Raw genomic sequence first — 19731 nt, forward strand, 5'->3', positions numbered from 1 at the left:
GAGCAATTTCAATGTTTTCCAGAATAGTCATTACGTGAAAACTTTTCTACCTCGAGGCAACTTTCACATTTCCCTATCATTTAATTGTGGCTTGCTGCCTTAATTTTCAAAACATCCATTGCCGGTCACAAATTATTGGGATCGCAAACCAATATATAAAAGGTAAGATTGCTTTTGAAAAAGATTCTACTACTCATACTTATTGCTTTTTTAACGCATTCTTGTCTGGTAACTAAAAATTACCAAGAACCAGAACTGGACGTCCCAACCGTTTATAGGGACTTTAAGGAAATCGATTCTACCTCAATGGCTATGGTGCCTTATGAGCAATTTTTCAATGACCCATTACTACTAGAATATATTGATGAAGCGCTTACTAACAATTATGACTTGCGTCTGGCCCTTCAAAATGTGTATCGATCGCAGGCATTATATCGGCAAGGAAGAGCTGGTTATTTGCCTACCTTAAATGTTGATGCATCAGTAAATTCATCAGATTTTAGTGATAATAGTTTTCAGGGACAGCAAGCCCGTCAAGGAAACCAGTCCAGCAATGGCAATGTTCCTTCACGCATTGAACAGTATGATCTTACTGGGACACTGGATTGGGAAATTGATCTTTGGGGTGGCATTACCAGCAATAAAAGAGCAACAGCTGCAGCTTATTTACAGAGCGAGGCTGGACAGCGACTGGTCAAGACTTCTATCATTTCAAATGTGGCCTCGCAATATTACTTGCTCATGGCGCTGGACGAGCAGTTGGAAATTGCCCAGCAGGCTGTGGAAGCCAGACAAGGAAGTTTTGACATCACGCAAAAACTGAAAAAAGCTGGCCTGGAACGTGAAGTGGCCGTGCAACAATCTGGTTCACAATTAAAGATTGCCGAATTGCTCGCACTGGATCTGGAGTTGCAAATCAAGCTTGCCGAAAATGCTTTTAGCGTTCTGTTAGGGAAAAACCCGCAAGAGGTTTCTCGTGGTAAGATCGATAGTACCTTTCTGGATAGAGAAATTGAGATAGGATTGCCATCGCAATTATTGAGAAACCGACCCGATGTGGTGCAGGCAGAATTCAACCTTATCAATGCCTTTGAGCTGGAAAATGTAGCACGAGCAGATTTTTATCCGCAATTGAATATTGGAGCATCTGCTGGATTTAGAAGTGTAAATGCCAGCGACTGGATTAGTAGCGCTTCATTATTCAATACACTCGTCGCCGGTCTGGCACAGCCCATTTTAAATAATAGAAGGATCAGGACCAATTTTGAAGTAGCTCAAATAAATCAACAGACCTCATTACTGGAGTTCAAACAGACCTTGTTGACGGCCTATCAAGAGGTGAATGATGCGTGGTTTACCCAAAACTCGCTTACAGAACAATACAAGGTGCGACAGGAGCAAGTGGAATTTCTCGACAATGCGACAGACTATTCCTTCCGGCTTTATCAAAGCGGTCTTTCCAGTTATCTAGAGGTGCTCATCGCAGATTCTAACAGATTGAATGCCCAGATTGAATTGGTAAACCTAAAACTCAATCAGCTTAACGCTACTGTAGAGTTGTACCGCGCTTTGGGTGGTGGCTGGAATAAGAAGGTTGAGCCTGCAAGTACCATGTTGTCTAATGAAGAGAAGAAGAATGAATGAAGTTACGCTTTCGCGAAAGCGAACTTCAAACACACCTCATCGCTTTAATAGAGTTCATGATTTGAAATATAAATTGAAATAAGTGGGTTAATGACGCAACCGAAGCCATTTAATACGGCAAGCACAGTCATCCAAACAACTTTAAACCCCAGCGATATTCTGGGAAGCTATATATTATGAAGACCTATCACATCATATTGTCCTGCCTGATTACATTGGCGCTTTGCTGCTCATGTTCTGAAGAGCAAAAGGAGCAAAGAATACCGCAGTTACCCGTTCTCAAAGTAGAAAAAAGAACCGTAAATGACACCACGATATTTCCCGCTAATGTGGAAGGTGTCAAGAACATCGAGATAAGACCTAAAATTCAAGGGTTTATTGAAAAAATCTACGTGGATGAAGGCGCATATGTGCAAAAAGGTGACCTGCTGTTTGAACTGGAAGCAGAACCCTTGCAAGCCGAAGCTCAAGCTGCGCGTGATGCTATAGGCATTGCCCGAGCGGATCGATACAACGCACAGGTCGATGTGGATAAACTCATACCACTGGTAAAAGACGGTATCATCAGTGACGTGGAATTAAAGAAAGCCGAAGCTGGTCTGGAACAGGCAAACTCAAGATTGAAGGAAAGTGAAAACGTGTACCGCAGTGCACAGCGCATGTCAAATTACAAGACCATCATGAGTCCAGTAACCGGTCGTATCAATTCATTACCTTATAGGCTAGGTTCTCTTGTGGGACCAAGGGATGCCATGGCGTTGACCACCGTAAGCCAGAACGATAGTGTGTTTGTGTACTTTTCCATGGATGAGAAAGATTATGTCTCGTTTTTAAAGGAAACTAAAGGAACCACACTTCAAGAGAAAATAGCAAACTTTCCAGAAGTGGTTTTTGAATTATCCAACGGTAACAACTATAAACAAAAAGGAAGGATCCAAACCACAACGGGTACGATCAACAGTTCTACAGGAAGCATCACGTTCAGAGCGATTTTTCCCAATCCAGATGGCGTGTTGCTCAATGGATATAGCGGTTTGATGAAAATTCCTATTGCCTACAATGACGTTGTTGTGGTACCTGCGGAATCCACATATAAACAACAAACGCTTACCTATCTTTTTAAGCTGGCCAATAAGGATACTATTTATAATACGCTTGTAGATATAGAAAAGCGAGTTGGGAATGTGGTGATTGTCAATTCAGGTATTAAGGTAGGTGATACTATACTAGCCAAAGGACTTGGAAAAGTGCAGGATAGCAGTAAGATCAAGCCTAGGCTTATTGCTTTGGATAGTGTTTTGGGGAATGTGAAAAACACCTTTAGGAATGAATAAGTTCCTCAAAATATTTATCGATAATCCAGTTTTATCTACCGTGATTTCTATTGTGGTGGTGATTTTGGGAATACTGGGCTTTAATAATCTGCCGGTGACCCAATATCCGCAGATCGCGCCGCCAACAGTTGAGGTAACGGCAACATTTCCAGGTGCAGGTGCACAGACTATTCTAGAAAGCGTTGTAGTGCCACTCGAGCAGGAAATCAATGGTGTACAAGGCATCGATTATATCACTTCAACGGCGAGTAACAGTGGTAATGCCACTATTACCATTTTCTTCAAACAAGGAACCGATCCTGATATTGCTGCGGTAAACGTTCAAAACCGTGTGGCACGAGCGAATCCATTACTTCCTGCAGAGGTCATCAACAGCGGTATTGTCACTCAAAAGAAGCAGAATAGCTCGTTGATGTATTTATCCTTCAGAAGTACGACAGATGATTTTGATGAGATTTTTGTGCAGAATTATATTGACATCAAAGTGGTTCCAGTTCTTCAAAGAATTGAAGGTGTAGCACAAGTCTCATCTGGCAGTGGTAAGGCATACACTATGCGCATCTGGATCAAACCAGATAAACTCGCGGCCTATGGCTTGCAACCATCTGACGTTCTCGCCGCATTAAACGAGCAAAGCGTGGAGGCGGCACCAGGAACCTTGGGACAAAATTCAGGTTCTGCATTTGAATATGCGCTGCAGTATCAAGGCCGATTCAGTTCGATCGAAGAATACGAAAATATTGTACTGAAAGCCATCGACAATAATCAGTATTTGACACTTAAGCAAGTGGCAGATATTGAGCTGGATGCTTTTAGCTATACTTCGATTTCAGAAACTAACGGTGAACGGTCTGTAGGTTTAGGGATTTTCCAATCGCCTGGATCCAATGCACAAAAGGTGATTCAAGACCTTGAAGTAGAACTAGAGCAACTAGCGGCAGACTTCCCGAAAGGAATGGATTATATCATTGATTACAATATCAATGATTTTTTAGAAGCGTCCATCGATAATTTGATAAACACGTTTTTGATTGCTTTTGCGCTGGTTTTTGTCGTTGTTTTTGTTTTTCTACAAGATATACGTACCACTATAATCCCAGCTATTGCGGTACCTGTATCTGTAGTTGGAACGTTTTTCTTCTTGAATTTGTTGGGCTATTCCTTGAACCTACTAACATTATTCGCGCTGATTCTTGCCATAGGAATCGTTGTTGACGACGCCATTGTCGTGACAGAAGCTGTCAAGTCCAAAATGGAAAACGGTGAAAAAAGCGCTAGAAAGGCCAGTATAGATGCGATGAAGGAAATATCAGGTGCAATCATCGCGACGACCCTTGTGATGGCGGCAGTGTTTATTCCGGTAACTTTTTTGACAGGTCCGACTGGGATCTTTTTTGAGCAATTTGGAGTCACGTTGATTATTTCTATTGTAATATCTTCTATAAACGCACTCACGTTGAGTCCAGCATTAAGTGCTTTAATCCTAAAACCTGAAGACGACGAAGAAGAAAACAAAAACTTTTTAAGGCGATTTTTTAATGGCTTTAATCAGAAGTTTGACCAGCTCAAGGATCGTTACGAGAGCGTTTTGAATAGTCTAAGCAGTAAACTTGTAATTACAGGCATTGTACTTGCCGTTGCCTTGGGAGCTATCTTTTTTATCAATAATAACATTCCTAAAGGTTTTGTGCCAACTGAAGATAAAGGAGTGGTATTTGCAAACGTGACTTTACCAGATGGAGCTTCCATGGATAGAACCTATCAGATCATGGCAGATTTTAGTGAGCAAGCTAAAAACATCGAAGGCATTGAGTCAATATCGTTTTCTACAGGATCCAATTTTTTTAATGGTACTGGAGGTTCTTATGCATTGGCCTATCTACCTTTAGAGAAATGGAGTGAAAGAGATGCGGACTCCTTATCCATCAATTCGATTATTAAACAGCTCAATGGGGTTGCCGCTGCATTTCCAGATGCGCAAATGACCTTTTTCCAGCCAGCGCAGGTGCCTGGTTATAGTGGTTCTGGAGGTTTTTCGTTCAATGTTTTAAGTGAAAGCGATGCATCTTTGGACGATCTCAATCAAGAAACAAAAAACCTTACCGCACGCCTTAATCAACGACCCGAGATTGCTATGGCGAGAGCCACGTTTAGCAATGAATTTCCTCAATATCAAATTGAATTGGACTTAGCTAAAATCAAAGCCGCAGGAATTGATGCAAATACGATATTAGGATCTTTACAAGGTTATATAGGTGGAATTTATGCCTCAAACTTTAGCAAGTTTGGAAAGCAGTATAAAGTGTATGTACAGGCCTTACCAGAGTACCGTAGAACCAAAGAGGATTTTAAAAAGATTTTTGTTCGCAATGATAAAGGAGAAATGGCGCCCATAACAGAGTTTTTCACCCTAAAAGAGATCAACGGTGCTCAGTCCATAAATAGATTCAATCTGTTCAATGCTATAGGTGTTAATGGATCCATTCAGGAAGGTTACAGTACCGGTGATGCAATTGCTACCATCAAAGAAGAAGCCCAGAGTTTGAAACGCGGCTATAAATTAGGTTTTAATGGTTTGACTAGAGAAGAGATCGAGGCAGAAGGTCAATTGCAAGTGATTCTAGTACTTAGCTTGGTTTTTATGTACTTTTTCTTGGCCGTTCAATACAAAAGCTACATCATCCCATTGGCGGTAATTCTTTCTTTGCCGCTGGGTGTTTTAGGTTCCTACCTATTTACGTACCTATTCGGATTGGAAAACAACATTTATTTCAGGATCGCCTTGATCATGCTTGTTGGTTTGCTGGCAAAAAATGCGATTCTGATAGTAGAGTTCGGTCAACAAAAACGTAGGGATGGAGAATCCATAAAAGATGCTGCGATCCAAGCAGCTAAGGAACGATTAAGGCCAGTCTTGATGACCTCGATCGCTTTTATTGCAGGTATGGTTCCCTTAATTATCGCCTCTGGAGTAGGCGCTAAAGGTAACCGTTCCATAGGAACCGGTGCTGCAGGAGGCTTATTTGTGGGAACACTATTATTGATCATATTCGTGCCCATGCTCTTTATTGTATTTCAGAATTTGCATGAAAAGGTGGTGGGTAAATTATTTACAGAAGAAGACGAAGATGATTTATAGAAATCTCTTATTACTGGCTACATTGAAATGAATCGAACTCCTTAAATTTAAAAAGACTCCATTTGATTTTTGTCAACGAGTAGAAAAACATTAAACCTTTATTATTTTTAAGAGTCAGAACTATTGAATGAGCCAAACAACCGACCGCGAAATTCTTGATCTCATTGCAAACCCTAAGTCACTGGACAAAGGTTTTCGCATGCTTGTGAAAGAACATCAGCAAAACCTTTACTGGCAAATACGTAAGATCCTGCTCAACCACGAGGACGCAGATGATGTGCTGCAAAATGTCTTTATCAAGATCTTTAGAGGCTTGCCTAATTTTAAAGGTGATAGTAAATTGAGTACCTGGATGTTTAGAATTGCATACAATGAAAGTATGACCTTTCTCAAACGCAAATCTAAAATCGTCCAGATCAACAGTGCCGAAATGCAAGATTACCTAGTACAGCAACTGGAAGCAGATGTGTATTTCACGGGTGATGATATACAAATGCAACTTCAAAAAGCACTGGTACGATTACCAGATCGCCAGCGAGAGATTTTTAACATGAGGTACTACGACGAGATCAAGTTTAAGGATATCGCCGAAATTTTGGAACTTAGTGAAGGTGCTGTAAAATCAAGCTATCATATTGCAGCAAAAAAGATAGAGTCTTACCTTAAGGGAGATTAAACTAATCGCCATAATTGGTGTCATAGAAACATGAAAAAGAAGAACACACATAACGATTTAGGTTTTAAAGTCCCGCAAGGATACTTTAAGGCGAACATAGATCGGTTGTGCGATAACGTGAAACCTGCGCAAGAGCGTGAGGATTCTCAATTTTCTGTGCCTTCTGGTTATTTTGACGGCTTGGAGGATCGTATTATGAATGCCGTGCGTTCTGATCAGGATGCAGCTGCGGTCAATGCGAATGGTTTTGAAGTGCCTATAGGTTATTTTGATGGTCTCGAAGATCGTGTGATGAACACAGTAGCACAAAGTGAGCATTCTATAAAAGTTAAGGAACTACCATTTACCACACCAGATCACTATTTTGAGCAACTGGAAAAACGAGTACTGGAAGCAACTGTCGATAAACCAGTAGTCAAGCTGGAAAGAGATTACCCATCATGGGTGATCCCAATGATTGCCGTTGCCGCCATATTTGTTGCTGTACTTGCTATAGATGGATTCTGGCCTCAAAATGCACTGACCATTCAAGATTTGGAAAATGAAGAGATAGCTCTTTATTTAGCTGAAACAGACTTTATATCTGATCATGATGCGATCAACATCTTATATTCAGATACTGACATTCTTGATACCGCAAACTTTGAAACCTCTATTAATAATGATGAATTGCTAAACTACCTTGCAGATGAGGTAGATATGAACCAAATGTTGGAAGAATGAAAACGATAACTGTATTTACCATAGCCCTAATGGCATCTGTCAGTTCAATGGCACAAGTAGTGCGTACCAGCTATCAAGAGGTGCGTAGTGCCACAGATAAGATTGAAGCCATGGAAGTGGCATTCCTGACTCAGGAACTTGAACTCACCTCAGAAGAGGCACAGAAATTCTGGCCGATCTTTAACGATATCAAGGAGGAACGTAACGACTTGAAGATCAAAAAGAAGAAGTTGATGTACGACATGGCTAATAATTTCAATACCATGTCCTTAGATCAAGCGCAAAATTTTGTGGATGGCATGTTTGATATTGAAGCAGCACTCAACGAATCTAATTTTGAAGCGCGCAACAGAAAGATTATCAAAATCATAGGCCCAAAAAGATTTTTACAACTCAAAAAGGCTGAATATGAATTTAGAAAAAAGATATTGCAGGAATACCGCACTAGAGGCAGATAGATTCCGCAAAAGATTTTAGTAGTTAGTTTTGGTTAATGATGGCAAATCCCTCGAGAACTCGTTCTTGAGGGATTTACTTTTTACAGAAGATCGCACCTAACTATTCAGAAAGGTTTTTGACGTACTTCCTAAATTCTTCGTCGCTTATTTTATTGGTGTTGTTTTTCTTGACCAGATACTCCATAAAAGGAGTGCCATCTCGTATCTCTACTATCATCACATCAATAAAGGTGCGCAAGCCTATCAATAAAACCACGGCCGCATGCTGCGCTCCAAAGCTGATAAAAAATCCAGATAGGATTACCACAAACTGTTGCACAAATATCCTGACGTACGGCGCAAACATCAGTTCTAGTCCACTAACTTCCAGATATCGCCCATTCTGCAGGTAATTTTTATAAAATACCCAAAGGTTATTTAAAATGATCGTACCCAGAATCCAACCTATATTGTCCATCGCAAGCACACGGGCATAATTATCAACCAATTCAAAACCACTACTGGTCCAGTTGGGATCTGAAATTTCCAGATAGGTAAAGGCAAACATGGATTGTATCGCTACAAACATTCCATAATGGACGGTAAAGAATGCCGCGAGAAAGAATTTGCCATTAAGTTCCTTTTCATCTTTTTTACGCGATAAAAGAATCTTGAATACATTAATGACACCTATCACGATGGTCTCCAAGAAATAGGAAAAGATCACCGTGATGGCATTTACAGATCCTAAAAAGTACAACAGCAGCACAAAAAGGCTGGAAAGATAGATATGGGTCGTTCGCTCATTGATCTTGAGCAATGGTTGCAGCACTCCTAATTTCATGCGACTAAAATATCCCTAAGACCAATGAAAATCCATAAGGCATTTGCCCTAATCCATCAGGTCACTCCAGTCGCTATCGCTGTTGATGGTAGAGCCGTCATATTCCAGTGTCCAGCCGAAGCTTTCTGTCAGGACATAGATTTGTGATAACTCACTAAGCAGTCTATTCTGGGCATTGCCTACAACTTCACTCTTACTTACCTTGCTTTTTAGGTCTTTGGTAATCTGCGTTTTGATTTTATTAAAATCCCGTGCTTCAAATCTGTTGGTGAGTCCATTATCCAGATTATAATAGGTGAGATCAGGGTCGATCTTAATCTCTGGTGGTGGAATGTTAAGAATCCTAATCGTTTTGGCATTCTCATCAATCTGGAAATTCATCTTTTTCAAGTCATACGCGATTTGAACTTTTGCGTTTGAAATGACCAGCGCTCGTTTCTGGCTACTGAAAAAATCCCAACCAAAAACCTTTGTATTCTCATAGGTATACACCTTGGCATAAGTAGCCTCAGTCACTACAAGCTTGCTCACGTTGCGCACCTGTTTCTCAATCAAAGCGGTTTGGGCAATAAGGCGTTCGCGCTCGTCATTGCGGCTGCTATAATAGCTGTACATCAGCACAATAATGATCGTGATGGCAACACCTATAAAGATATTTTTAAGTCTGCTATTCATAGTTGTAGATAGGGAAATTGTGAAAGTAGCTGCTGGCGTGATTGCTCCACTTGTAAGGCATGCGCCTCGATGTCTTTGGGTTTGTGGCCGGCTAACTTTTGGTGTTTTTCAATGGTTTTTATAGCGTTCACCGTGTTTTGGTGAAGTACGCTTTCGCGAAAGCGTAACCACACATAATCCACAGCGGTCGCATTAGGATGTATCATGTCACTGGCATAAAAACGGTAATCGCGCAGCTCGTCCATCAGGATTTCATAGGCTGGAAAGTAGTAAGGAACACGACCGTCGCAGGATTGCTGGATGGCTTCATGAAGTCGCGCCTTGCTGCGGGCATTTTCTACCATTCCATCCTTAGTATGACGTACGGGCGATAAGGTGTATATCAATTGCGTTGCAGGATTGACTTTCTTGATGAGTGACTCGATACGCCGTAAGGCCTCTTCCATCTCATGTCTGCTCAACAACCTCTTGCTAAATAACTTTTGCGGTTGCTGGTGGCAATTGGCCACGATCTGTCCAGTTTTTTGAAGTTCGTAGATCCAGGCTGTTCCCAAAGTTATGATGACATGAGAAGCTTTTTCTAAACGCTTTTTGAGAACCTGGCCGGCATCTTGTAATTGTATCAAAACTTCACTTGCATTTGCTGCATTCAGATCTGAATGTGCGAGGTAGCTGAAATTGCCACTCACGTCGTCCATAGTGAAATCCTCATCAATGGATTTCTCCATCAACAGCATCAAACTATATGGATTAAATATGACCCCAAAAGGGTTGACCAACGCTTCAAAACCACAGTAGGAAAGCTTGTCGCCTATGTTTTGGGAAAAGCAACTGCCCATGAGCACCACGCTGCCATGATGATCCAGCGGTTTTTTGATCGTCTCAATCTCAAAATGTGTGGTGAATTTCATAGAATACCAAATGTAATCAAACGACTGCCAGTCGATGTTATGGTAATTCTAAACTAATTGATGAGGTAGGTCATTAATTTAAACAGCAGGTAACCTAACAACGGTGCACCTAGAATAGTAATCAACAGAACTTTCAGTCGGCGGCGCTTTTCTTTTTGTGCCTTGATTTGAAAGGCCGCTTTAGCCGCTGCAATCTGTTCTGGTGTGTGTTGAGGTGTTTTACTGGTATCGTTATTATAAAGTGCTCCAGCCTGTGTTCCTGCCATGGATGTATCGCTGGTCTTACGACGTCTGGCGTTGTTTTTCATCGCCGTGATCATATGCTGTATAAATCCACCTGCTAGCATCCATCAAATTTTAACTTATTTTGTTCAATCACCTTATATTATTCAGACTCCACCACATACGTCTTGGCAATACGATCATGAATCGCTCTCCAGTAGGGTTGATCCATCAGTAATGCGATTATCTCTGCAAACGTGATCAATGCAGAAACCCCTGAAATGACATTGATCAACGGATAACGCTCAGACATGGCGCTGCTAAATTCAAAGTAATTTTCTATCTCTAGCAAATAGCTGTCGTTAAACATGAAGTAGTAAACAGGCAACATAAAGAGCGTCTGGCTTATGGTGAAAATGCTGCGCAAAATCGCTTGAGCAGTATTGATTTTACCACCATCATAAGCGACTACCTTAATGTATACAATCATCTTTCCCCAAGTGGCTCCATACAAACCTTCCAATACAGGTTTGTAAGCCATGGCAATAAGACTTACCAATACATACAACCAGAAGCTGCGCAGATAAATGAGATTATAGACATTTAAAGCGCCAATGGGAACAACCAGAAACAACATGTCCAGCAAATATGCACCCAATCGCGGGCCAAATCCCTTGTAAACAAGGCTGGTTTCCTGCTGCTCTTCCGCTTCTATGAATGGATCGTTTTGCACAATGCAATTTTATAAATAATCCTTAGCTGCTTCCAATGCCTTATCAATCCCTTGCGGATTCTTTCCGCCAGCTGTGGCAAAATGTGGCTGTCCACCGCCGCCGCCTTGAATATGCTTGCCCAGTTCGCGAACGATCTGACCAGCATTAAACTTCTTGTCTTCTACCAGATTCTTACTAATAATGACGGTAAGTGTGGCTTTATCGTCAGCATTGGATCCCAAGATCATAAATAAATTCTCCATCTCGCGCTCGATTTCAAATGCCAGGTCTTTGATGGATTTAGTATCAAGATCGGTGGCAGCGGCAATGAAATTCACACCGTTGACCTCTTGAGCTGAAGCGATCAAATCACCTTTTAGGTTTCCAGCTTTTGCCTTGAGCAACTGCTCGATTTCTTTTTTAAGAGCTGCATTTTCAACTTGCAATGCTTGTACGGATTCTGCCGGATTTTGAGCCGTAGATTTTAAAATGCTTTTGATCTCTTCCAGGGTTTCATCCTGCTCCTCAAAGTATTTTAAAACGGCATCGCCAGTAATTGCCTCGATACGACGTATACCTGCGGCAACGGCGCTTTCACTTTTGATTTTAAAGTGCCAAACATCTGCCGTGTTTTGCACATGTGTACCGCCACAAAGTTCATGGCTGGCACCAAACTTAATGGTGCGCACTATATCACCATACTTTTCACCAAACAATCCTATCGCACCATCTTGAATGGCAGCTTCATAAGTGTTATTTCGGTTTTCTTCCAGTTCAAGGTGTTCTGCGATACGAGCGTTGACAAATTGTTCCACCTGATCAATTTCCTCAGGAGTCATTTTAGCAAAATGTGAAAAGTCAAATCGCAAGGACGCACTGCGCACCATGGATCCTTTCTGTTCTACATGAGTTCCCAAAATCTTGCGTAAGGCTTGATGCAATAGGTGAGTCGCCGTATGGTTTGCAGCACTACGCTGACGTTGTCGCGCATCTACCACAGCTTTGTGGCGTTCCTTTACTTCCTTAGGTAGGTTTTTTGTGATATGTACGGTTTGTCCGTTTTCCTTTTTAGTATCAACAATGTAAACAGTATCACCATCAGCACTTTGTAGGTAACCCTTATCGCCAGTCTGTCCACCGCTTTCTCCATAAAATGGTGTCATATTAAACACTAGCTGATATTGATCACCATCCTTTTTAGAGGTGACTTTTCTGTATTTAGAGATAAAGACGTCTGCCTCCAGGCGATCGTAACCTATAAATTCTTGAGTGTCGTCAGGTCTTAGTTCAGTCCAATCTGTAGCAGATGTGGCACTGGCGGCGCGAGAACGATCTTTTTGTTCCTGCATGGCCTTGTCAAAACCTTTTTCGTCAAGCTCCATTCCTTTTTCACGCAGGATAAGAGCGGTCAAATCTATAGGAAAGCCAAAGGTGTCGTAAAGCTCAAAAGCTTTGGATCCTTCAATCGTATTTTGAGAGTTCGCTTTCGCGGAAGCGATCATAGAATCCAACAATATGAGTCCTTGATCCAATGTTCTCAAGAACGATTGTTCTTCCTCTTTTATGACATTAATGATCAAATCTTGCTGTGCCTTCAATTCTGGAAAAGCATCGCCCATTTGATGAGCCAGCGTGGTCGCCAGTTTAAAAATAAAAGGCTCCTTTTTATCAAGATAGGTAAATCCGTAACGTATCGCACGTCTCAAGATCCTGCGTATCACATAACCTGCACCGGTATTGGACGGCAATTGACCGTCTGCAATAGAGAAAGAGACGGCACGCACATGGTCTGCAATGACACGTATGGCGATATCTTCCTGCTCGGTTTTGCCATAAGAATGGCCCGTGATGGTTTCAATCTCGTTAATGAGCGGTTGGAACACGTCTGTATCATAATTGGATTGCTTGTTTTGCAATACCATGGCCAGTCGCTCAAAGCCCATTCCCGTATCCACGTGTTGCGCCGGTAGGTTTTTAAGGGAACCATCTGCCATGCGGTTGTATTGCATGAAAACTAGGTTCCATATTTCCACTACTTGTGGATGGTCTGCATTGACCAGCGAGGCGCCATCCACTTTTGCCTTTTCGGCATCACTACGTATGTCCACATGAATTTCAGAACAAGGACCACATGGGCCTTGATCTCCCATTTCCCAGAAGTTGTCCTTCTTGTTACCGTTTAGAATGCGGTCTTTATCAATAAGTTCTGCCCAGAAATCATAGGCCTCTGTATCGCGTTCCAGATTTTCTGAGGCGTCACCTTCAAAAATGGTCACGTACAGGCAATCTTTATCGATGCCGTAAACGTCTACTAAAAGTTCCCAAGCATAGGCAATCGCTTCTTTTTTAAAATAATCGCCAAAACTCCAGTTCCCCAACATCTCAAACATGGTGTGGTGATAGGTATCCACACCAACTTCTTCCAGGTCGTTATGCTTACCACTCACGCGCAGGCACTTTTGGGTATCTGTCACCCTATTGTTTTTGGGATCTGATATACCTAGAAAATATTCCTTGAACTGGTTCATCCCAGCATTGGTAAACATGAGCGTTGGGTCATTCTTGATGACCATGGGCGCACTGACCACAATCTCGTGTTGCTTGTTTTTGAAAAAATCTAGGAATGTTTGTCGTATCTGTTGTGACTTCATTATGGCGTCTGTCCTGCGGTTAATTACAATTTCTTACTTTTGTCCTCGTTGTTTATGGGATTGAAGGTGAGTTCGCTTTCGCGAAAGCGTAACAAAATCAGTCCTTCTGCGTCTTGTTTAAGTAGCAGAAAACACGGCAAAAATAGCACTTTATAACGTATGGCAAAGGTTAAGTACTACTACGATCAAGAAACACTTTCTTACCAAAAAGTAGAGCGTCGCAAGCGCAAAATCTTTGGTAATGTGGCTCTTTTTATCTTTTCCAGCTGTCTAGTAGGCTTTCTTCTTTATTTATATGCCGGTAAGGTGTACGATTCTCCAGAGCTGCGCAGCGCTAAGCGTGACAAGAAATTTGTAGAGATGCAAATGGAAAGTATGGAAGAAGAAATCGCCCAACTTACTGCCGTTATTGAAGAAGTCGAGGAACGCGACAACAGCATCTACCGCATTTATTTTGATGCTAACCCAATTACTGAAGAGCAGCGTCAGGCCGGTTTTGGTGGAGTGAATCGCTATAAGAATTATGAAGGATATTCCAACAGCGATAAAGTTATCGCGCTTAAGGAATCCATCGACAAGCTTAAAAAACGTACCGCGATCCAAAGCAAGTCTTTGGATGAAATCGCCGTACTCGCTAAAGACAAAGAGAAATTACTTGCTAGTATTCCAGCGATCCAGCCAGTGCGTAACCAGGATTTGACGCGTATGGCCAGTGGTTACGGTTATCGTACCGATCCTTTTAACAAGACCAGAAAATTTCACTATGGTATGGATTTTACTGCACCACGCGGTACACCTGTTTTTGCCAGTGGTGATGGTGTCGTTGAGCGGGCAGATGCCAATAGTGCTGGTTATGGTAATCACATACGCATTGATCACGGTTATGGATATGTTTCCCTTTATGCGCATTTGCGACAGCGCAATCCTTACAATGTCAAAGTAGGGCAGAAGGTTAAGCGTGGCGACATCATAGGTTATGTAGGTTCTACAGGTCGTTCCCAGGCACCGCACTTACATTATGAGGTGTTTAAGGATAATGAACGCATCAATCCTATCAACTTCTATTACGGTTCCCTTACTCCAGAAGAGTTCAATGAACTGCTTAAGAAATCGCAACAGGAAAACATTTCTTTGGACTAATGCATGTTGATCTACCAGAGAAGCTGTACTACACCATGGGCGAGGTGACTAAGGCTTTTGATGTCAACCCGTCATTGATTCGGTTTTGGGAAAAGGAATTTGATATTCTACAGCCCAAAAAGAATGCACGTGGCAATCGCAAATTCTCACAAGCTGACGTAAAGAATCTGCAAACTATTTACCATCTGGTGAAGGAACGCGGTTTCACGTTGGAAGGTGCTCGTGATTACATGAAAACCCATAAGGAAGATCTAAGCCATCTGGAAATCATCAAGAAACTAGAGTTTGTCAAAGCAGAACTGCTTAAAATCAAGAACAGTTTATAAGGACGTTTTATAAACCAGTCCAATATTGATCGCAGGTCCTAAACCTACATTTCTACCATTGAAGGTATAAGCGGTGTTAATGAAGGCACCAGCTCGAGAACCAAATGGTTTATAAAAAGTAACGCCAGCTCTTAAGAAATCCACTTCAAGTTCCCTAAAGTTATTGGGCTGTGGAAAACCACGATAGTCTCTACCATTTAGCGAATTTTGATAATCGATGAAAGCATCGATGTAATAGCTGGATTTTGCGACTCCTAATTTTAGGCTTGCTGTATTGGAATCTGGTGTAGGATTTAATGTTGGAGTATAGCCAGCCTGAGCAGTGGCAAACCAGCCATCCGCTTTTTGAAAATGAAGTAATGCTCGCAAAGGAAATCTAGTGGCTCGCTGGCCTATGGCATTGAGACCTTCGGTTTCATAATCGGTTAAAGGAAAAGCGATTCCACCAGCGATGGTGGTAGATAGTTGGTATTGATCGGTTTTGTGTTCAAATGCCTTGAATTTGGTGATGAATCGGGCATCCTGCAATCCAGCTTCTTGATCGCTTTTAACGTAGGCCGCTGCCAGATTCAATTCCCATCGATCTGTCAATCCATAGGCAAGAAACGTATTGACATTCAAAAATGATTTTTCCAGATCCAATTCATTTTTACCGGCCAGATAGGTTGGGTTGTCTTCATAACCAGCACCTAAAACCGCGGTCAACTTGCCAGCGCCGTTGTAAAATCCATCCACAAGGCCTTGCGCACTTGCTTTGGAGAAGATGCTCAAAACTAAAAATGCGATGAATAAAATGGTAATGCTGGCTGTTTTCATAAAAGGTATCCCATCAACATACGAACAAAATGGTGGCTGGTTTTCTGGTTTTCTGGTTTTCAGGTAAAAGTTACAATTCAGGATGTAAAAATGACAGTTGGGTAGGAACAAGTTTTGAAATGCGCGATGTCGGCGCATATTTGAATCATCAAACAATCTAAAACACCACATATGAAAACGCTTATGACCACCTTAGTTCTTATTCTTATTTCCGCTTTCGCGAAAGCGCAAACACCACCATCAACAGTAGAAACCTACACCATCACGGTAAATGTAGACAATGCTCGCAATGACAACGGCGAGATGATTTTCTCTTTGAGTACCAAAGACCAGTTTATGAAAGCCGCACCATTAATGGCAGCAAGCAGCTCGATAAAAGACGGCGTCGCTACAGTTACTTTTGAAAATGTACCAAAAGGAGAATATGCCATCATCGTGTTGCAAGATCTTAACGGTAACAAACAAATGGACTTTGAAGTAAACGGAATGCCTAAAGAATCTTATGGTGTGAGCAATAATGTGATGAGTTATGGACCACCAACCTGGGCAGAAGCCAAATTTGAGGTTACTGAAAACACTACACTACGAATCGCGATCTAGATTCTGAATTTCTTATCAAAACGTCCTGATGTCTATGATGTCAGGACGTTTTCATGTGTAATGCAATCCTATCAATTCTTTGATGCGATCCAGATGGCGAGTGAGTTGTAGGCTCATTTCCAGTGGCAGCAAATCTGACTGGGTTGCGTTTGCCTGTAAACGCTCATGCACATGTTCAATCTCATGGACGTAGCCGTTTCCTTTGATGGGTAGCTCAAATATTTGAGTAGTTTCGTTTTCATAGAGATGTAATTCCAGCTTTTCAGTCTGATGGAATTTGCGATGCATCTTGATGTACCCTTTGGAGCCGTAGATAAAAGCCTCAGTAGGCGTATTGGATATGAAGGAAGATTCCATGACAGCTTGAGTGTTGTTAGGAAAACTCGCTATCACACTGCAGAATTGATCAATACCATTAGGCGCCAGAATAGCCTTGGCTTTTATATCGATAGGATTGCCCAAAACGAGCATGCTCAAATACAATGGGTAAATCCCAATGTCCAATAAAGCGCCACCGCCAAGGTTCTTATCTATCAACCTGCTTTCTGGCGGTGCGCTGACGATGAAGCCAAAATCGGCTTTCAAATAATGCAAATCACCGATGCTTTTCTGTTCCAATAATTCCAGAAGCTTATGGGTCGCTGGAATGAAACGCGTCCAGATGCCTTCCATTAAGAATAAATTTTTGGATCTGGCTAAAGCGGCCATTTCTTCGGCTTGTTCTTGATTGAGAGCAAAAGGTTTTTCACATAGAACAGATTTCCCATGATTCAAGCAGAGCAAAGTGTTTTTGTAATGAAGCGAGTGTGGTGTTGCAATGTAAATGATGTGCACATCAGGATCTTGGGCAAGTTCTTCATAACTGGAATAGGCGTTTTTTGCATCATAGGTAGAAGCAAAATCGGTTGCTTTATCCATGGATCGAGAACCTACCGCTGTTATGACTGCGTTGTCAACCTGTTTTAAGTCTTGTGCAAATTTGTGGGCGATCTTGCCCAATCCCATAATTCCCCAATGTATCTTTTTATTCATTGCTTTCAAATTTAGCTACCGTCGTACAAGTTCTCAATTCATTCCTATCTATACCGCTAGCAAAGCGTTAATTTCTCGCAAATGGAAGAGCTTCACAATTATTTGAGGCATAACTTAGAAACATGAAGCTATTGATTACAGGAGCCACAGGATTAGTAGGCTCAAAACTTACCGACGTACTAAGATCTGCAGGACATCAGATCCATTATTTAACGACTAGAGAAAGCGCTATAGAAAAGGAAGCCGATTACAGAGGTTTTCTATGGGACGTGCGCTCCATGTCAATAGACGCTGCCTGTCTGGAAGGTGTGGATACCATCATACACCTTGCTGGAGAATCTGTGTTCCAAAGATGGACAGACGAGGCTAAAGAACGCATCATGTCCAGTCGTATCAATAGCACTCAATTACTTATTAACGCTCTTGCCGATAATGATCACCAGGTGAAACATGCCATAACGGCAAGCGCGATAGGTATTTATCCTGACGTTTGGGAAGGCCAACCGTTGAAGGAAAATGAAGTGCCACCTACAGCAGATAATTTTTTGGCTGAGGTTTGTGTCGCTTGGGAAAATATGGGAATGCAATTCAAGGAATTGAGACTCAAGCACTCTATCGTTCGTATAGGGATCGTGCTGGCAGCTCAGGGCGGCGCACTGGAGCAAATGGCAAAACCAGTGAAGCTATATGCTGGAGCTGGATTTGGCAATGGTAAAATGTGGCAAAGTTGGGTAGCTATTGACGACCTTGTGGGAATCTTCCAGCATATAGCAGAAGAGCGACTGGAAGGAGTTTACAATGGTGTTGCTCCCAATCCAGTAAGAAATAGACCTCTAATGGAAACTATTGGTGAAGTATTGGACAAACCTGTTTTCTTACCTAATGTACCAGAGTTCATGATGAAACTCATGCTGGGCGAGATGTCTGCTACCGTGCTTTCCAGTCAATATGCAAGTAGTGAAAAGATCGAGCAGTCTGGATATACCTTTCAGTTACCAGAGCTTAAAAAGGCTTTGAAGGAATATTTGAAATAGCAGTTGAAGTTTCTATTTATAGACTTAACTATTCAATTCATTCCATTCTTTTTGCTTCTTTTTCTTCTTGCGATTATACAAGATCAAGGCAATGATAATGATCAAGCCAACAGGCATAAGAATACACATCGCACCGCCGAAAATCATTCCTAGATCATAAGCTGAAATCCCAAATTTCCCGTCGTTAGCCACAAAGGCTTGATCCAGTCCAGTGCAATTTTGATACTGGTTTTCGCCTTTAAAATCAGGGTTTATGTCAATGCTGTCAAAGAAGGTATCAGCATATTCATAATTTTTAAAATTTGAAGGTTCAATGTACAAGATCTGGTACAGTTGATCCTTTACTTGGATGAGAGTGAAGTTATAGCGATAAGTCTCATCATACTCCAGATCATATTGTGTATATACAAGACTTGCCATAAAGACATTGCCATTGATGTGCTGAAAATTATCACCTATTTTCATCGTCGGTTCTTCTTCCTGCCAGCTCTCCACTATGGACTGGTAATAGGCGCGCATTTCTTCCATGTCATCCACGCAGGCTTGATTTTCCGTATTCATGACGTTGACCGTGAAAGTCACATCTTCATCCTCTAGATAGGCAGACCAAAACCTGGAATGAACCCCTTCAAAATATTCGTCATCGTAATAATGGTTTTCGGGCAATTTAATTTTCAATACCGTATCGATTTGGACTTCCTTGAAGGATATCATGGAATCCACATCAGTAGCAAAGGGATGGAAGGCTTCTGTAGCATTTACTACCTGAAGGGTAAAAACTATAAAAAGAAGAGTGAAGAATTTCATGGGAACA

Annotated in this window: 19 protein-coding genes; 10 read left to right on the top strand and 9 right to left on the bottom strand. The window is 41.7% G+C overall.

Annotated elements, in window-relative coordinates:
• Positions 1-174 precede the first annotated feature (174 nt).
• The 6 genes from AAU57_RS07015 to AAU57_RS07040 all read left to right on the top strand — a co-directional run bounded on the left by AAU57_RS07015 (position 175) and on the right by AAU57_RS07040 (position 7974).
• On the top strand, positions 175-1644 hold the full coding sequence (locus tag AAU57_RS07015; protein WP_231717783.1) for an efflux transporter outer membrane subunit: 1470 nt from the start codon (positions 175-177) through the stop codon (positions 1642-1644).
• Between the two features lie 176 nt (positions 1645-1820).
• Positions 1821-2978 (top strand): efflux RND transporter periplasmic adaptor subunit, encoded by a 1158-nt coding sequence (locus AAU57_RS07020; protein WP_055412234.1) that lies wholly within the window; start codon positions 1821-1823, stop codon positions 2976-2978.
• The gene (locus AAU57_RS07025) at positions 2971-6117 is read left to right on the top strand and encodes an efflux RND transporter permease subunit (RefSeq protein ID WP_055412235.1); all 3147 of its coding nucleotides are present in this window, start codon (positions 2971-2973) and stop codon (positions 6115-6117) included. Before AAU57_RS07020 ends, AAU57_RS07025 begins: the two co-directional genes overlap by 8 nt.
• Before the next feature lie 127 nt (positions 6118-6244).
• Positions 6245-6793, top strand: coding sequence for an RNA polymerase sigma factor (locus AAU57_RS07030; protein ID WP_055412236.1), 549 nt, complete (start codon positions 6245-6247; stop codon positions 6791-6793).
• Between the two features lie 30 nt (positions 6794-6823).
• The gene (locus AAU57_RS07035) at positions 6824-7516 is read left to right on the top strand and encodes a hypothetical protein (RefSeq protein WP_055412237.1); all 693 of its coding nucleotides are present in this window, start codon (positions 6824-6826) and stop codon (positions 7514-7516) included.
• Positions 7513-7974, top strand: coding sequence for a hypothetical protein (locus tag AAU57_RS07040; protein ID WP_055412238.1), 462 nt, complete (start codon positions 7513-7515; stop codon positions 7972-7974). Before AAU57_RS07035 ends, AAU57_RS07040 begins: the two co-directional genes overlap by 4 nt.
• Positions 7975-8074: 100 nt before the next feature.
• Here AAU57_RS07040 and AAU57_RS07045 read toward each other — a convergent pair whose 3' ends face one another.
• The 6 genes from AAU57_RS07045 to alaS are packed head-to-tail and all read right to left on the bottom strand — an operon-like array spanning position 8075 to position 13969.
• The gene (locus tag AAU57_RS07045; RefSeq protein WP_055412239.1) at positions 8075-8797 is read right to left on the bottom strand and encodes a DUF6498-containing protein; all 723 of its coding nucleotides are present in this window, start codon (positions 8795-8797) and stop codon (positions 8075-8077) included.
• Positions 8798-8845: 48 nt separating this feature from the next.
• Positions 8846-9472 carry a DUF4230 domain-containing protein gene (locus tag AAU57_RS07050; protein ID WP_055412240.1) on the bottom strand — a complete coding sequence of 209 codons (627 nt, stop codon included), beginning with the start codon at positions 9470-9472 and terminating at the stop codon, positions 8846-8848.
• Positions 9469-10383 (bottom strand): GSCFA domain-containing protein, encoded by a 915-nt coding sequence (locus AAU57_RS07055; RefSeq protein WP_055412241.1) that lies wholly within the window; start codon positions 10381-10383, stop codon positions 9469-9471. Before AAU57_RS07055 ends, AAU57_RS07050 begins: the two co-directional genes overlap by 4 nt.
• A gap of 53 nt (positions 10384-10436) precedes the next feature.
• Positions 10437-10730 carry a hypothetical protein gene (locus tag AAU57_RS07060; protein WP_055412242.1) on the bottom strand — a complete coding sequence of 98 codons (294 nt, stop codon included), beginning with the start codon at positions 10728-10730 and terminating at the stop codon, positions 10437-10439.
• Positions 10731-10768: 38 nt separating this feature from the next.
• Positions 10769-11338, bottom strand: a complete 570-nt coding sequence (locus tag AAU57_RS07065) for an RDD family protein (protein ID WP_055412243.1) — start codon at positions 11336-11338, stop codon at positions 10769-10771.
• Positions 11339-11347: 9 nt separating this feature from the next.
• A complete protein-coding gene (gene alaS, locus AAU57_RS07070) occupies positions 11348-13969 on the bottom strand; it encodes an alanine--tRNA ligase (RefSeq protein ID WP_055412244.1) in 2622 nt (873 codons plus the stop codon).
• 159 nt (positions 13970-14128) lie between these two features.
• On the opposite strand from alaS, the gene AAU57_RS07075 reads away from it, so the two are divergent.
• Together AAU57_RS07075 and AAU57_RS07080 are read left to right on the top strand one after the other, a co-directional pair.
• Positions 14129-15109 carry a M23 family metallopeptidase gene (locus tag AAU57_RS07075; protein ID WP_055412245.1) on the top strand — a complete coding sequence of 327 codons (981 nt, stop codon included), beginning with the start codon at positions 14129-14131 and terminating at the stop codon, positions 15107-15109.
• Positions 15109-15435, top strand: coding sequence for a MerR family transcriptional regulator (locus AAU57_RS07080; RefSeq protein ID WP_055412246.1), 327 nt, complete (start codon positions 15109-15111; stop codon positions 15433-15435). Before AAU57_RS07075 ends, AAU57_RS07080 begins: the two co-directional genes overlap by 1 nt.
• On the opposite strand, the gene AAU57_RS07085 is transcribed toward AAU57_RS07080, so the two are convergent.
• Positions 15430-16251: a hypothetical protein gene (locus AAU57_RS07085; RefSeq protein WP_055412247.1), complete on the bottom strand. Its 822-nt coding sequence runs from the start codon at positions 16249-16251 to the stop codon at positions 15430-15432. The two genes, AAU57_RS07080 and AAU57_RS07085, sit on opposite strands and share 6 nt — an antisense overlap.
• Positions 16252-16422: 171 nt before the next feature.
• Between AAU57_RS07085 and AAU57_RS07090 the strand changes: the two genes are divergently transcribed.
• Positions 16423-16851 (top strand): DUF2141 domain-containing protein, encoded by a 429-nt coding sequence (locus AAU57_RS07090; RefSeq protein ID WP_055412248.1) that lies wholly within the window; start codon positions 16423-16425, stop codon positions 16849-16851.
• Between the two features lie 51 nt (positions 16852-16902).
• Here the strand turns inward: AAU57_RS07090 and AAU57_RS07095 are convergent, their stop codons facing one another.
• Entirely contained in the window at positions 16903-17883 is a 981-nt protein-coding gene (locus AAU57_RS07095; RefSeq protein WP_055412249.1) for a Gfo/Idh/MocA family protein, read from the bottom strand.
• A 122-nt stretch (positions 17884-18005) separates the two neighbouring features.
• On the opposite strand from AAU57_RS07095, the gene AAU57_RS07100 reads away from it, so the two are divergent.
• A complete protein-coding gene (locus AAU57_RS07100; RefSeq protein ID WP_055412250.1) occupies positions 18006-18917 on the top strand; it encodes a TIGR01777 family oxidoreductase in 912 nt (303 codons plus the stop codon).
• Positions 18918-18941: 24 nt separating this feature from the next.
• Here the strand turns inward: AAU57_RS07100 and AAU57_RS07105 are convergent, their stop codons facing one another.
• A complete protein-coding gene (locus tag AAU57_RS07105) occupies positions 18942-19724 on the bottom strand; it encodes a hypothetical protein (RefSeq protein ID WP_156340034.1) in 783 nt (260 codons plus the stop codon).
• Between the last annotated feature and the right edge of the window lie 7 nt (positions 19725-19731).

Source organism: Nonlabens sp. YIK11, from assembly GCF_001413925.1.
In the GTDB taxonomy this organism is placed as follows: domain Bacteria; phylum Bacteroidota; class Bacteroidia; order Flavobacteriales; family Flavobacteriaceae; genus Nonlabens.